This window comes from Bradyrhizobium sp. USDA 241, from assembly GCF_049739505.1.
In the GTDB taxonomy this organism is placed as follows: domain Bacteria; phylum Pseudomonadota; class Alphaproteobacteria; order Rhizobiales; family Xanthobacteraceae; genus Bradyrhizobium; species Bradyrhizobium liaoningense.
Map to the genome: position 1 here is coordinate 1,390,271 of NZ_JBMGPZ010000005.1, position 14,670 is coordinate 1,404,940.

The 14,670-nt window shown below is 61.0% G+C and carries 13 protein-coding genes; 8 read left to right on the top strand and 5 right to left on the bottom strand.

The genetic code is table 11. The features are described from left to right. Positions 1–112 precede the first annotated feature (112 nt). Both ABIF91_RS28450 and ABIF91_RS28455 read right to left on the bottom strand, forming a co-directional pair. Complete coding sequence (locus ABIF91_RS28450) at positions 113–400, bottom strand: hypothetical protein (RefSeq protein ID WP_051394069.1); 288 nt, start codon at positions 398–400, stop codon at positions 113–115. 69 nt (positions 401–469) lie between these two features. Further along, positions 470–646, bottom strand: a complete 177-nt coding sequence (locus tag ABIF91_RS28455; RefSeq protein WP_162832012.1) for a hypothetical protein — start codon at positions 644–646, stop codon at positions 470–472. A gap of 318 nt (positions 647–964) precedes the next feature. Between ABIF91_RS28455 and ABIF91_RS28460 the strand changes: the two genes are divergently transcribed. Both ABIF91_RS28460 and ABIF91_RS28465 read left to right on the top strand, forming a co-directional pair. Next, positions 965–1,405 carry a hypothetical protein gene (locus ABIF91_RS28460; protein ID WP_080660151.1) on the top strand — a complete coding sequence of 147 codons (441 nt, stop codon included), beginning with the start codon at positions 965–967 and terminating at the stop codon, positions 1,403–1,405. 280 nt (positions 1,406–1,685) lie between these two features. Next, positions 1,686–2,072 carry a hypothetical protein gene (locus tag ABIF91_RS28465; protein ID WP_162131095.1) on the top strand — a complete coding sequence of 129 codons (387 nt, stop codon included), beginning with the start codon at positions 1,686–1,688 and terminating at the stop codon, positions 2,070–2,072. 365 nt (positions 2,073–2,437) lie between these two features. On the opposite strand, the gene ABIF91_RS28470 is transcribed toward ABIF91_RS28465, so the two are convergent. Beyond that, positions 2,438–2,563: a hypothetical protein gene (locus ABIF91_RS28470; RefSeq protein ID WP_407059948.1), complete on the bottom strand. Its 126-nt coding sequence runs from the start codon at positions 2,561–2,563 to the stop codon at positions 2,438–2,440. Between the two features lie 373 nt (positions 2,564–2,936). Between ABIF91_RS28470 and ABIF91_RS28475 the strand changes: the two genes are divergently transcribed. Beyond that, on the top strand, positions 2,937–3,200 hold the full coding sequence (locus ABIF91_RS28475; protein ID WP_028179484.1) for a hypothetical protein: 264 nt from the start codon (positions 2,937–2,939) through the stop codon (positions 3,198–3,200). 355 nt (positions 3,201–3,555) lie between these two features. Here ABIF91_RS28475 and ABIF91_RS28480 read toward each other — a convergent pair whose 3' ends face one another. Then, positions 3,556–4,029, bottom strand: a complete 474-nt coding sequence (locus ABIF91_RS28480) for a hypothetical protein (protein WP_035680618.1) — start codon at positions 4,027–4,029, stop codon at positions 3,556–3,558. Positions 4,030–4,461: 432 nt separating this feature from the next. Then, the gene (gene lipA, locus ABIF91_RS28485; protein ID WP_028179482.1) at positions 4,462–5,430 is read right to left on the bottom strand and encodes a lipoyl synthase; all 969 of its coding nucleotides are present in this window, start codon (positions 5,428–5,430) and stop codon (positions 4,462–4,464) included. Between the two features lie 158 nt (positions 5,431–5,588). Here lipA and ABIF91_RS28490 point away from each other — a divergent pair, with 158 nt between their 5' ends. From ABIF91_RS28490 to ABIF91_RS28510, 5 genes are all read left to right on the top strand, one after another. Continuing rightward, entirely contained in the window at positions 5,589–6,653 is a 1,065-nt protein-coding gene (locus tag ABIF91_RS28490; RefSeq protein WP_026192128.1) for an IS630-like element ISRj1 family transposase, read from the top strand. Between the two features lie 592 nt (positions 6,654–7,245). Continuing rightward, complete coding sequence (aceE, locus tag ABIF91_RS28495) at positions 7,246–9,933, top strand: pyruvate dehydrogenase (acetyl-transferring), homodimeric type (RefSeq protein WP_028179481.1); 2,688 nt, start codon at positions 7,246–7,248, stop codon at positions 9,931–9,933. Positions 9,934–9,956: 23 nt separating this feature from the next. Continuing rightward, positions 9,957–11,519: a dihydrolipoyllysine-residue acetyltransferase gene (locus tag ABIF91_RS28500; RefSeq protein WP_028179480.1), complete on the top strand. Its 1,563-nt coding sequence runs from the start codon at positions 9,957–9,959 to the stop codon at positions 11,517–11,519. Between the two features lie 16 nt (positions 11,520–11,535). After that, positions 11,536–13,278: a dihydrolipoyl dehydrogenase gene (gene lpdA, locus ABIF91_RS28505; RefSeq protein ID WP_284278882.1), complete on the top strand. Its 1,743-nt coding sequence runs from the start codon at positions 11,536–11,538 to the stop codon at positions 13,276–13,278. 42 nt (positions 13,279–13,320) lie between these two features. After that, on the top strand, positions 13,321–14,664 hold the full coding sequence (locus tag ABIF91_RS28510; protein ID WP_028179478.1) for a dicarboxylate/amino acid:cation symporter: 1,344 nt from the start codon (positions 13,321–13,323) through the stop codon (positions 14,662–14,664). Positions 14,665–14,670 lie beyond the last annotated feature (6 nt).

The following is a 14,670-nucleotide window of genomic DNA, read 5'->3' on the forward strand; positions in this document are numbered from 1 at the left end:
CGCCCCCGTTCGCCCAACCCATCCCTCAAGCGCGTTGCAAAGTACCGGTCGTCAGGCGGCGAAAAGCCGAAGGCAATCCTGTGCGCCTCGTCAGACAAGATGTGCGGCCGCATCAATCGGGCCCAAAAGCCGCACTCTCACGAATAGGACGGGCTAGCATCTGCGCCGGCAGCCGCACATACGTGCCGCTCTCATGCAGCTCCAGCCAGCCGCGCTCCTGCGCCAACGCGACTGCGGCGCTGAATTGTTCGCCCGTGCCGCCCTGTTTCAGGAAAGGCACATTGATCAGCTCAATGAAGACGCGTCCGTCCTGGACGGGTTGAATGCCGCTGGCGATCTCGACCAGCTTTCGGGCGCCGGTCTCAGGGTCGGCTAAGGGGCGAGCAGATGTGTATTTCATAGTGGCGAGGGATACATTGAGTCGCGGTAGCTGACCAACCAAGTGGGCGCCTTGGGCTTCGCCAGGAAGTTACTTCGGCTCTTGCCTGCCATCGAATTCGCGAGCGGCCAAGCTAAGCTCCAGCTCTCTGAGCTGTTCGAGCATGTGCTCTACAATCTCTTCGTAGTCAGATGGCGTGAGGGAATGCACGCCGCGCAAAGCCAATTGATTCTCAAGGCTTGTCGCCATCATGGCCTTGACGCTCATGACCTCTCGCTGAAAAGGCTAATGGTCATAAAAACAATCGGAAGTAGGCGCCAAACACTACGGGTGCGCAATCTCGTAGAATTACGGCCACGACGGACTTTTGCAGTGCAAATACTGCTACGCGATAAGAACGCTTTGGCGTTGAGTGCGAATGAACGTGCTGGATTGCGCCGATTGTGATCGAGGCGCGATCTGCAGGCACAACGAAAGCCGAATCGCGCTTCGGAGAGTAAAATTAGTTCTGCGCCATAATCATAATGACTCCGACGCAAAAATAGAAAATAGGGTGGAAAAAACAAAAAAGGTTGGGAGGAGTAGGTGGATACTGCGAGTCGCCTGCGCGCGATGGCATCGCTGTGCCGTCAGACTGCCGCGCATCACCCCGATAGAAGTTGGAAACTGCTCGCCGAAGCTGAGTATTGGGAGCATTTGGCCAACGATGCGCTGCGCGATCAGTCGTGCACATCTTCCTTCCCGCTCCCAGTAATCGGAGATGATGCGAACACCACGCAATCGGCGCCCGGATGGCGGCATGAGCGTTTTCGGTTACTTTCTGTTCTGGCCGGAGGGACTCTCAAACTCGTCGCGCGAGTACCAGCAACTCAGCAGTTGGAATCGCACTTACATTACGAAAAAGCTGAACTAATCTTTTTGGCAGGGGCTGAGTTCATGGATAGCGTAGAGCGGTGCTTCGCCGCAATGACGGCAATCGGTTTCTTTGTGACCGTCGTCGGAATGATATTGCTGCAAACGATGTGAGTTCTGCTTGGCCAGCTCGCGACGAAGGCTCCGCGCAGCGGCAACGCGCCTGCAGCTTACGAGCAAGTAAAGCCCGTCTCAGTTTGTGGCCTGTTGCATGATGCATTTCCAGCCATGGCGGCACGGCCGACAATCGGCTGGCTGTGCTGCGCATGAGAGCAAGCGGTCATCGTTGTCCCGCGAGGTGCCCGCGCTCGCAATCGAGCGAAACGTGGAGCGCCCTATATTTAGTTAATTTTTCGGAGGTTCGCGTGCGGACTATCCTCCTAGTTATTGGGCTATGGCTACTGATCAACGTTTTGTTTGTTGTGATCACGATGCCCCCTCGCAGGCGACGCTTGCCGCCTCGACCAGTGCGGCCAACGTGGATCGAAGCATCGGATGCAATCAGGCGCTTTCTGAAAATGCGACGCCGTTGAAAAGTCAGACGATTGCGCTGTCATTTAAACCAGTCAAACACCGGACTTTCACTCGTCATTTTAATCTGCGAGACTTTCAATCCGACACAAACAATGGCTTGCGAAGAACAAGCCCGAAGGAGGTTCGCAGTGGAGAAGGTGCGACGCTTGCGCGCGATGGGTTCGCTGTGCCGTCAACAGGCCGCGTACAACAGCATGAAGAAATGGAAACTCCTCGCGGACGCGGAATGCTGGGAGCACTTGGCTGAGCTTGAGCTGTCGTCCCACTTCCGGGAATGCAACGTCGCTAGCTCAATCAGCTCGCTTGATCCGGCTGCGTGAGAAAACTCCTGCAACGCGAAATCGACCAATGGGCCAATTCTTCAAACATCGGGGGCGTGCAATGGCTAACCGTAGTCGGGCGTTGAACCGCGTTGTCCTGTGCCTGCGTGCTCAGGCGCTTCTTTTTCAGCTTGCCGAACTTGAGACCCTTCGAGGGCGAGTGCGAGAGGCCGAGGAGAATACAGCTCTCGATCAATCGGCAGACCCGGTGAAATCAACCATTCACTGATCGATCGCAGGTCGTCGAGCGCGCGCTGCGAGGAAGGTACGCTGCCACCAGGCGCACGGTCGATCAGCCCTCAATGTGTTTCACCGTCGAAATCGGCCAGCGACCTTCATGTCCCGCGACCGAGATGCGAAGTCCGTGCTCATCATCGAGGAAGACGCGATCAATTGCGCCAGCCTTGCCGTCAGTCAAGATGACGGTCGCCGACTAGCTCCGTCTCGGCCTCGTGCAGTTCGCGCAAGATGTTCATCGCTCGCGCGTCGCCGGTACTTGCAGCACTCACGATGCACCCTGTTTGGTGCGAAATTCTTGTATTCTATCACTCTGGTTTTTTTGACGCGAGCACGCAATCGGGGGAGTTCCAGGGCGCGTGAATTGAATTCTGAGACGGTCTCTTGGTCTCTCTCGTTATCTTCACTACAGACATGGCCTTTCGGAACTCTTGCAGTCCGCAATGAGTTACTGAGCCGCCGACTGGATGGAGCATGAGCGGGCGCGTGCGCCATAGCACGTGCCGGTTTCTCCATCGCGCCGGTCGGCAGCACTTGAACAGAGAGAGGCGACAATGAAGGCACCACTTCTTCTTGCCGGCGCATTAATCATCGGATGCGCCGCCCCGGCACTGGCCGATGAGTACTATGTCGTGCAGGGTCCGAACCGCCAATGCACCGTTACCACGACACGTCCGGCGGACAAGGAGGTCGTGACACAGATCGGTCCGCTGGCTTTCAAGAGCCGCGTGGAAGCCGAAGATCGCATCAAGCAGACCAAAGTCTGCGAGGAAGGGACAGTTGGTAGCAGCAGCACGACTGTCATCAAAGAGAAATAGCCGAGGGCATCATTCCTTATCGTCTTTGGCTATTCGAGAAAAGTCGCGCCCATTCCTGTCGGCGCGACTTTTTGTTCTCCAGACACCAACTGACCAGCGGCTTGGGTTCATTCCGGCGGCCTTTGCCGAATTCCGCCACAACTATGAGAAAATGCGCGGATGTAGCTGCAGCCTTTGTCGCCGAGAGGCGCGTCCATGAAGTCGAACCTTGTCGAAGCCAACTTGGTATTTGACGCCGTACCATAGCGCATTCGTCCAACTGTCCGGAGCAAAGAACCAAAGAGCCGCCAACCCAAAAGAAATATACTGCAGCACCATCCTCAGATTGAGCCACGTTTCCAGCCCTCCATTATAGCTATGCGTCCCGCGTGAAGCCGGCGCAGAGCCAGCCAATGCACCAGAAGCCGAGATAGGCCACGACTGCAATGATGCCGGTGATCATCAGCCCGATGCCGAGGTTTGACACGCCATCGCTTGTCACGAAGGTCGGCACTGGCGCGTCGGCGATGGCGATCACTTGGGCGACGGAGTTGTAGGAGAACCTATATCCACTGGAGCATCCGCCCACGTCATAGTCGAGATCGCTGCTGTAGTCGTATTTCCGCTTGAACGTGACCCCGCTGCGCGCGAGCCGCGCGATACACCGCGCTGCTTCGTGCTTGTCTACAGCAGAGTTGTAACTGTTGATGCCGGCAACAATGGATGCCGGGACGCCGATCACCGCCGTCAGCACGGCGATGACCGCGCCGATCCGGGTAAAGCCCCGAATGAAGCGCGCACCGGCCGTGAGTGTCACGCTCGGCTTTTGATAGGGCTTCAGATCATTCATTGATTTTCCTTCCCGGCCTTGATCGCGGCCTGCATCTCCTTGCGCCAGAACGCCCTTGGCCGCGCCCTCCCAGCTTCGGGCGCACGATGTGGTGGCCGACCACCTTTGAGGCCCGTAGCAGCCGGGTGCGCAACAGATTGATGCCCTTATCCCCGGAATTTCCGACGTCAATCAGGTTGCGCCTCCACTGCGTCCTTTCTAGTCTCCGAGGGCCTACCTCCTGGCCTGAGCCAATCCAGTTGCAAAATGGGCCTGCCTTGAGGAATAACAAAATCCCAGCAGGACCAGGTAATCCATCATTTGAGAATATGAGAGTCGAGCGCATACCGCCTGCAAGTACGTTGCATGAGCCACCGCTTAACGGTGAGCAGGGCAATGGCGTGCGGTGGTATCCGTTTTTGGAGTAGCGGGTCCAGCCGCGGCGTAGCTAGTCTAAACGTGTCGACGCTCGCGCAGTTTGCGGAAGTTGTCACCGGCATGGTGTGAGGATCGCGTCAGTGGCGTGGCCGAGACCATGAGAAATCCCTTCGCATAGGCGGTTCTCTCATACGAGTCGAATTCGCCGGGCGTCACAAAGCTAATGACACGGTGATGCTTTCGCGTGGGCTGCAGATACTGGCCGATGGTCAGGAAGTCGACGTCGGCAGAGCGCAAATCGTCCATCAATTGCAACACCTCATTCTTGATCTCACCGAGGCCAACCATGATCCCGGACTTGGTGAATATCCGCGGATCGAGCTCCTTCACGCGTTGCAGCAGTCGGACCGAATGGAAATAGCGCGCTCCTGGGCGCACCGTCAGATATTTCGAAGGTACCGTCTCCAGATTGTGATTGAACACATCGGGTTTGGCCGCCACGACTGCTTCGAGCGCGCCCTGCTTGCGCAGAAAATCCGGCGTGAGCACTTCGATTGTCGTCCCCGGGCTCGCTGCGCGGATCGCGGCGATGGTCGCAGAGAAATGGGCCGCGCCGCCGTCGGCGAGGTCGTCGCGATCGACCGATGTGACGACCACGTGCTCGAGCCCAAGGTTGGCAACAGCTTCGGCGACCTTGGCGGGTTCATCGCGATCGAGTGGGCCAGGCAGGCCGGTCCGCACGTTGCAGAATGCGCAGGCGCGCGTGCAAGTATCGCCCATGATCATGAAGGTCGCGTGCTTCTTCGCCCAGCACTCCCCGATATTCGGGCAGGACGCTTCCTCGCACACCGTTACGAGCTTGTTCTCGCGCACGATGCGTCTGGTCTCGGCCCAGGCATCTGAGCCCGGTGCCTTCACGCGGATCCACGCCGGCTTGCTCTGCAGGGGCGTCTCCGGGCGGTTCACCTTCTCGGGATGGCGCGGCGCGTTCGGTCGCACCTTAGCGCGCGGATCCTTACCGAGGAGATCGAGTATGACGGTCATCTGGGCAACCTCGGGTTGCGCAAGAAAGGCGTGGAGTATTCAACGCTGGCGGATTGACGTGCGCGAAAATGCAAAGACTGTCCTGCCACAGACATTCGTTGTTCGAGCCGCGCTAGTACCCACTTTTCTTGGAACGTGAGTCGTGATTCAAGGTCGGGATGATACCCGAAGCAAGAGAAGTCCACCTTTCGAGGAAAGATCGCAAGGTGCTTGAGGCGTGCTGTCGCTCACCGGTGACGTTGCAGCGCGATTTGAAGCGGGCGCGGATAGTTCTGTTGGCGGCGGATGGGCGCAGCACCCGGTCGATCGCCAAGGAAGTTGGGGTCCAGCCGCGGATTGTCAGCCTTTGGCGGCATCGCTATGCCGACCATGGCCTTGAAGGGCTGCAAGACAAGCCGCGGCCTGGCAAGCAGCCGATCTATACGAAGACGACCGACAAGCGGATTCTGAAGCTGCTGGATAAGCCGCCACCGCAAGGGTTTGCGCGCTGGACCGGCCCCCTGCTGGCCGAGGCGCTGGGCGATGTCGATGTCCAATATGTCTGGCGGTTCCTGCGCAGCCACAAGATTGACCTGGTGGCTCGCAAGTCCTGGTGCGAGAGCAACGACCCGAACTTTACGGCCAAAGCCGCCGATGTTGTCGGCCTCTATGTCGCGCCGCCGGCGAAGGCCATTGTGCTGTGCGTGGACGAGAAGCCCTCGATCCAGGCTTTGGAGCGAGCGCAGGGTTATCTGAAGTTGCCCAATGGCCGCGCCTTGACCGGCCAAAGCCACGATTACAAGCGGCATGGCACCACAACATTGTTTGCGGCGCTCGAAGTCGCCACCGGAAAGATCATCGCGACCCATTCAAAACGCCGGCGCCGCGTCGAGTTTCTCGATTTCATGAACAGCGTCACCGCGGCTTTTCCGAACCGCAAGCTTCACGTCATCCTCGACAACCTCAACACCCATAAAAAGAACGAGGACTGGCTCAAGGCCCACCCCAACGTGCAATTTCATTTCACGCCGACAAGTGCGTCATGGCTCAATCAGGTCGAAGTATGGTTTTCCATCTTGCAGGGGCAGTCGCTCAGCGGCACCTCCTTCACGAGCCTCAAGCAGCTTCAGGAACACATCGATGCCTACGTCAACGCATACAACGACAGAGCCGAGCCCTTCGTCTGGACCAAGAAAAAGGTCCGTCAACGCCGTTTCAAAGGCCGCCGTATCACTCAGCTCTGATTCCGGGTACTAGTCAAATGGTCATGCACGCACGCGCCGGCTGTTGTCCCGCCCCATCGTTCGCGTTCGCGGCCGCTTATGAGCTGGTGCGCCGGCGCCGAGGATCTGCTGCGCCGCCTGCGCCTGGTGCGCGGCCGGCGCGGCAGAGATCCCCAGGTCAGCCATTGGGACGCCCTCGAGCTTGAGCGCGCGATCGCCTGGATCCGCGCCACCGGCAACGCCCGCGTATGCCGGGCAGCTCAACGGGTCCGATCTTTCGGGCGGAACCAGCAGCCTTTTTCCGGAGCTTCAGACGAATGCCGGCCGATCATATCGGCGCGGCCAGGCGGTTGACCGACAATCCTGAGCAAAATTAGGGGCATATGCGCAATCGAGAGACCTCTTCGAGGTCTGGCACGAATGCTGCTTAGATGGCTGCAAAAGAATAAGCAGATCAGAACAAGCACGGCGAGGGGAACGTTCCAATGCCAGCCAGCACTCCATCATTAACCTAGAGCGACGGGCATATCGCCTGCGCGGCATCGCGCGCCTCCACCCCGAGGCGGCGCAACGATGACGCCTGACTTCTGCTTGGCATGCAAGGGAGAGAGTAATGACAGTCGCGGACGCGCACGATTTGGATCCGCAGGAGACCCGGGAGTGGCTCGATGCCCTGTCGGCGATCCGAGGTCACCGCGGCGGCGAGCGCGCCGAATTCGTCGTCAACGCAGTCATTGCCGCCGCGCGCGGCAGCGGCCTCGCTATTCAGCAGACGCTGACGACACCCTATTGCAACACGATTCCGCTGGATCAACAGCCGCCGCTACCGGGCGACCGCGCCATCGAGCACAAGCTGCGATCCATCATCCGGTGGAACGCTCTTGCCATCGTTCTGCGCGCCAACAAGGAAAGTTCGGAGCTCGGCGGTCATATTGCGAGCTTCCAGTCTGCCGCCACGCTCTACGATATCGGCTTTGGCCATTTCTGGCATGCGCCGACGGAAACGCACGGCGGCGATCTGATCTTCGTCCAGGGCCACTGTTCGCCCGGCATCTATGCGCGCGCTTTTCTCGAAGGTCGATTGAGCGAGGATCAGCTGCTCGGCTTCCGGCAGGAGACCGGCGGCAAGGGCCTGTCGAGCTATCCGCATCCATGGCTGATGCCGGATTTCTGGCAGTTCCCCACGGTGTCGATGGGGCTAGGACCGCTGATGGCGATCTATCAGGCCCGGTTCCTGAAATATCTGGAGAACCACAAGCTGGCCGAGACCGCGAACCGCAAGGTCTGGGCCTTCATGGGTGACGGCGAAACTGACGAGCCGGAGTCGCTCGGCGCGATCTCGCTCGCCGGCCGCGAGAACCTCGACAACCTGATCTTCGTCATCAACTGCAACCTGCAGCGGCTCGACGGGCCGGTGCGCGGCAACGGCAAGATCGTTCAGGAGCTCGAAAGCGTTTTCCGTGGCGCCGGCTGGAACGTCATCAAGGTGCTGTGGGGATCGGGCTGGGATCGGCTGCTGGCGAACGACAAGAGCGGGTTGCTGCTGAAGCGCATGGAGGAATGTGTCGACGGCGAGTACCAGGATTTCAAGAGCAAGAGCGGCGCCTATATCCGCGAGCATTTCTTCGGAAAGTACGACGAACTGAAGCAGCTCGTCGCCGACATGAGCGACGACGAGATCTGGAAACTTGCGCGCGGCGGTCACGATCCGGAGAAGGTGTTCGCGGCCTATACCGCGGCGGTGAACCATAAGGGACAGCCGACGGTGATTCTGCCCAAGACCGTCAAGGGTTACGGCATGGGCGAATCCGGCGAAGGCCAGATGATCGCGCATCAGGCCAAGAAGATGACCCAGGACGCGCTGCGCGGATTCCGCGACCGCTTCCAGGTGCCGGTCAGCGACGATGACCTGGCCAAGGTGCCCTTCATCCGTCCGGCGGAAGACAGTCCGGAGATGAAGTATCTGCGCGCCCAGCGCGAAAAGCTCGGCGGCAGCCTGCCGCAACGCCGGCGCAAATCCGCGGCCTTGCAAATTCCGCCGTTGTCGACGTTCCAGCGGCTGCTTGACGCCACCGGCGAACGCGAAATCTCGACGACGATGGCATTTGTGCAGATGCTGGGCACGCTGGTGCGCGACAAGGCCATCGGCAAGCACATCGTGCCGATCGTGCCCGATGAATCCCGGACCTTCGGCATGGAAGGCATGTTCCGCCAGCTCGGCATCTATTCGTCGGTCGGCCAGCTGTACCGTCCCCAGGATGCCGACCAGCTCATGTACTACCGCGAGGACAAGACCGGGCAGGTTCTGCAGGAGGGGATCAACGAAGGCGGCGCGATGTCGAGCTGGATCGTCGCGGCGACGTCCTATTCGACGAACAACGTGCCGATGATTCCGTTCTACATCTACTATTCGATGTTCGGCCTGCAGCGCGTCGGCGACCTCGCCTGGCTCGCGGGCGACATGCGGGCGCGGGGATTCTTGCTCGGCGGCACCGCCGGCCGCACCACGCTGAACGGCGAAGGCTTGCAGCACGAGGACGGCCACAGCCACGTGCTTGCGAGCACCATCCCGAACTGCATCTCCTACGATCCCACCTTCGCATATGAGGTGGTGACCATCGTGCGCGAAGGCATGCGCCGCATGTATGAAGCGCAGGAGGACGTCTACTACTACATCACCCTGATGAACGAGAACTACCCGCACCCCTCGCTCGCCGAGGCGGGCAAGGGGGCGGAGGAGGGCATCCTCAAGGGACTCTATCTGCTGAAGAACGGTGGCGAGACGGCGAAGAAGGGGCTTCGCGTCCAGCTCGTCGGCTCGGGCACGATCCTGCGCGAGGTGATCGCGGCGGCGGATCTGCTCAAGGCGGACTTCGGCGTGACCGCGGACGTCTGGAGCGCGACGAGCTTCAACGAGCTGCGTCGCGACGGTATGGCGACTGAACGCTGGAATCTGCTGCACCCGACGGAGCCGCGCCGCAAGAGCTGGGTCGAAGCGCAGCTCGAAGCCCATCCGGGCCCGGTGGTGGCGTCGACCGATTACATGCGCAACTACCCCGACCAGATCCGCGAGCATGTCCAGGCGGCCGGACGCCGCTACGTCGTGCTCGGCACCGACGGCTTTGGCCGCAGCGACTATCGCGTCAAGTTGCGCAAATTCTTCGAGGTCGACCGGCACTACGTCGCGATCGCCGCGCTCAAAGCGCTGGCCGACGAAGGCACGATCAAGCCCGCGGTCGTCGCGGAGGCCATCGCCAAGTACCAGATCGACGCCGGGCGCGCTGCGCCGTGGACCGTGTGAGACAGCGAGCCGAGGGCAGAGCGATGAGTGGTCTGATCGACATCAAGGTTCCCGACATCGGCGACTTCAAGGACGTGCCGGTGATCGAGGTCTTCATCAAGCCGGGCGACAAAGTGAAGGCCGAGGATCCCCTGGTTGCGCTGGAATCCGACAAGGCGACCATGGAGGTGCCGTCACCGCGTGACGGTGTGGTGAAATCGGTGGTCGTCAAGGTCGGCGATAAGGTCAGCGAAGGCACGGTGATCGTGCAATTCGTGGGTGCTGGCGCCGAGCAGGCCGAGACGCGTCCGGTCGTCAGCGCTCCTCCGTCACCCGTCAACGCGCCTGCCGGCGTCGCCGAGGTGCGCGTCCCTGATATCGGCGACTTCAAAGACGTTCCGGTCATCGAGATCTTCGTGAAACCGGGCGACAGCTTGAAGGCGGAGGATCCGCTGATTGCGCTGGAGTCGGACAAGGCGACGATGGAAGTGCCGGCGCCGCTCGCGGGCACCGTGCGCGAGATCAAGCTGAAGATCGGCGACAAGGTCAGCGAGGGCGCGGTCATTCTCGTGCTCGCAACCGGCGAAGGGGCGCCGGCCGCTCCGGCAGCTGCCACGCCGAGCGCGTCGCCGGCGCCTGCGGCGGCCTCCGTGTCCCCGGCTGGCGCAGTGGACGAGAAGGCCTTCGCGCTCGCCTATGCGGGCCCCGCGGTCCGCAAGCTGGCGCGCGAGCTCGGCGTCGATCTCGGCAAGGTCAAGGGTACGGGCAATCACGGCCGCATCCAGCGCGAGGACGTCGAGGCATTTGCCAAGGGCGGGGCTGCCTCCTCCAAGCCGCAGGCCGCCAGCGCAAGCGGAAGCGGCGTTGCCGGCATCGATCTGCTCCCCTGGCCCAAGATCGATTTCGCCAAGTTCGGTCCGATCGAGCGCAAGGAGCTCGGCCGCATCAAGAAGATTTCGGCGGCCAACCTGCACCGCAACTGGGTCGTCATCCCGCACGTCACCACGCATGACGAGGCCGACATCACCGAGCTCGAGCAGTTCCGGGTGAGGATGAACAAGGAGCTCGAGAAGAGCGGCGTCAAGCTTTCGCTGCTGCCGTTCATGGTGAAAGCGGCCGTCGCCGCGCTGAAGAAGTTTCCGGAATTCAACGCCAGCCTCGACGGCGACACGCTCGTGTACAAGAATTACTGGCATATCGGCTTTGCCGCGGACACGCCGAACGGCCTGATGGTCCCGGTCATCCGCGATGCCGACAAGAAGTCGATACCGGACATTGCCAACGAGATGAACGCGCTCGCCAAGCTGGCGCGCGAGGGCAAGATCAAGCCGGACCAGATGCAGGGCGGCACCTTCTCGATCTCCTCGCTCGGTGGCATCGGCGGCATCTACTTCACGCCGATCATCAACGCACCCGAGGTCGCGATCATGGGCGTCTGCAAGGGCTATTGGAAGCAGCATTCGGCGGACGGCAAGACCTGGACGTCGCGTCTGACCTTGCCGTTGTCGCTGTCCTGGGATCACCGCGTCATCGACGGTGCGGCGGCCGCGCGCTTCAACGTCTATTTCGCCAATGTGCTCGCCGATCTGCGGCGCGTGATGTTCTGAGGTTGGGGAGCGCAGTATGGCTCAGATCGAAGTCAAAGTTCCCGATATCGGCGACTTCAAGGACGTCGCCGTCATCGAGGTGATGGTGAAGGCCGGCGAGACCGTCGCGGTCGACACCAGCCTCATCATGGTCGAGTCCGACAAGGCGTCGATGGAAATTCCGTCCTCGCATGCCGGCGTCGTCAAGGACGTCAAGGTCAAGGTCGACGACAAGGTCAGCGAGGGATCCGTCATCCTCGTGCTGGAGACCACGGGAGCCGCGGCGGCACCAGCGCCGGCCCCGGCATCGCCGCCGGCCGCAGCGGCGCCACCGGTTGCGCCAGCTGCCGCGTCCCATTCCGGCAAAGCGGATCTCGAATGCGACATGCTGGTACTGGGCGCAGGTCCCGGCGGTTACTCAGCCGCCTTCCGCGCCGCCGATCTCGGCATGAAGACCGTGCTGGTCGAGCGTTACGATACGCTCGGCGGCGTCTGCCTCAACGTCGGTTGCATCCCGAGCAAGGCGCTGCTGCACACCGCGTCCGTGATCGATGAGGTCAAGCATCTGCCGGATCATGGCATCAGCTTCGGCGCGCCGCAGGTCGATCTCGACAAGCTGCGCGCATTCAAGGACGGTGTCATCAAGAAGCTGACCGGCCGCTTGGCCGGCATGGCAAAGGCCCGCAAGGTCGAGGTGGTGACCGGCGCCGGCGCCTTCCTCGATCCGCATCATCTCGAAGTCGTCTCGGCGACCGGCAAGAAGACCATCAAGTTCGCCACGGCCATCATCGCTGCCGGCAGCCAGGCCGTGAAGTTGCCGTTCCTTCCCGAAGATCCGCGAATCGTCGATTCGACCGGTGCATTGCTTCTGAAATCGATTCCCAAGCGCATGCTGGTGATCGGCGGTGGCATCATCGGGCTCGAAATGGCGACGGTCTATTCGACGCTCGGCGCGCGCATCGACGTCGTCGAGATGCTCGACGGTTTGATGCAGGGCGCCGACCGCGACCTGGTCAAGGTCTGGGAGAAGATGAACGCGCGCCGCTTCGACAAGGTGATGTTGAAGACCAAGACGGTGGGCGCAAAAGCAACCGAAGCTGGTATCGAAGTCAGCTTCGAAGGGGAGCAGGCGCCGGCCGCGCGGCAGCTCTATGACCTCGTCCTGATGGCTGTCGGCCGAAGCCCGAACGGCAAGAAGATTGGCGCCGAGAAGGCCGGCATCGCGGTGACCGACCGAGGCTTCATCAATGTCGATCGGCAGATGCGCACCAACGTGCCGCACATCCATGCGATCGGAGACATCGTGGGACAGCCGATGCTGGCACACAAGGCGGTCCATGAAGGCCACGTCGCCGCCGAGGTCGCGCACGGCGAAAAGTCGTATTTCGATGCGCGCCAGATTCCGTCCGTCGCCTACACCGATCCCGAAGTCGCCTGGGCTGGCAAGACCGAGGACCAGTGCAAGGCTGAAGGCATCAAGTTCGGAAAGTCGGTGTTCCCGTGGGCCGCATCCGGCCGCGCCATCGCCAACGGCCGCGACGAGGGTTTCACGAAGCTGCTGTTCGATACGACGACCCACCGCGTCATCGGCGGCGGAATCGTCGGCACGCACGCCGGCGATCTCATCAGCGAGATCTGCCTTGCAATCGAGATGGGATGCGAGCCGGCCGATATCGGCAAGACCATTCACCCGCATCCGACGCTCGGCGAGTCCATCGGCATGGCTGCAGAGGTGTTTGAGGGCCACTGCACCGATCTGCCGCCCCAGAAGAAGAAATAGCGTAGTCTGTCGTACGCAGCGCGCAGCGAGGGAGGAGAAACAATGTCTGTAGCCACCACGGCGACGTCCGGAGCGACGACCGCGACGCAGAAGAAGCCGTTCTACCGGGTTCTTTATGTCCAGGTGCTCGCGGCGATCGTACTCGGCGTCATTGTCGGCTGGCTTTGGCCTGATCTCGGCAAGAATGACTGGATCAAGGCGATGGGCGACGGCTTCGTCAAGCTCATCAAGATGGCCATTGCGCCGATCATCTTCTGCACCGTCGTCTCCGGCATTGCTCACATCTCCGAGGTCAAGAAGGTCGGGCGGGTCGCGGTCAAGGCGTTGATCTACTTCGAGATCGTCTCGACCTTTGCGCTGGCGCTGGGCCTGATCGTCGCCAACGTGCTGCGCCCGGGTTCGGGTTTCCAGGGGCAGTCGAACGCCGCGGCCGTCGCTGGTTACGCGAAACAGGCAAGCGAGATGAAGTCGGTGGACTTCGTGCTGCACATTATTCCGGATACGGTCGTCGGAGCATTCGCCCAGGGCGAGATCCTGCAAGTTCTGCTGTTTGCGATCCTGTTCGGCTTTGCGCTGATGGGGCTCGGCGAGCGGGCTCATACGGTCCGCTCGTTCGTAGACGACGTCGCTCATGCGATGTTCGGCGTCATCTCGATCGTGGTCAAGGTCGCGCCCATCGGAGCCTTCGGCGCGATGGCCTATACGATCGGCCGCTATGGTCCCCAGGCGCTTGGCAATCTCGCCGGACTGATCGCCACATTCTATCTCACGGCGCTTCTGTTCGTGATCGTAGGGCTCGGCATCATTGCCCGCATCGCCGGTTTCTCGATCTTCAAGTTTCTCAAATATATCAAGGATGAGTTGCTGATCGTGCTCGGTACCTCGTCCTCGGAGAGCGCGTTGCCGCAGATGATGGAGAAGCTGGAGAAACTCGGTTGCTCCAAATCGGTCGTTGGCTTGGTGGTGCCGACCGGCTATTCCTTCAACCTCGACGGCACCAACATCTACATGACCCTGGCGACGCTCTTCATCGCTCAGGCGATGAACGTCGAGCTCTCCTTCGGCGAGCAGATGACGATCCTCGTCGTTGCGATGCTGACCTCGAAAGGCGCTTCGGGCATTACGGGTGCGGGATTTATCACGTTGGCTGGCACGCTCGCCGCCGTCAGGCCCGAACTGCTCCCCGGCATGGCGATCGTTCTCGGCATCGACAAGTTCATGAGCGAATGCCGGGCGCTCACCAACCTCTGCGGCAACGGCGTTGCCTGCGTGGTGGTGGCGTGGTGGGAAGGCGAGCTCAACCGCGACATGCTGCGCGCGGGGCTCGAACGGGAGATTGATCCAACCGACTTCGAGACCGCCGTCACCGAGGGGCGAGGTCTCTGACCACGG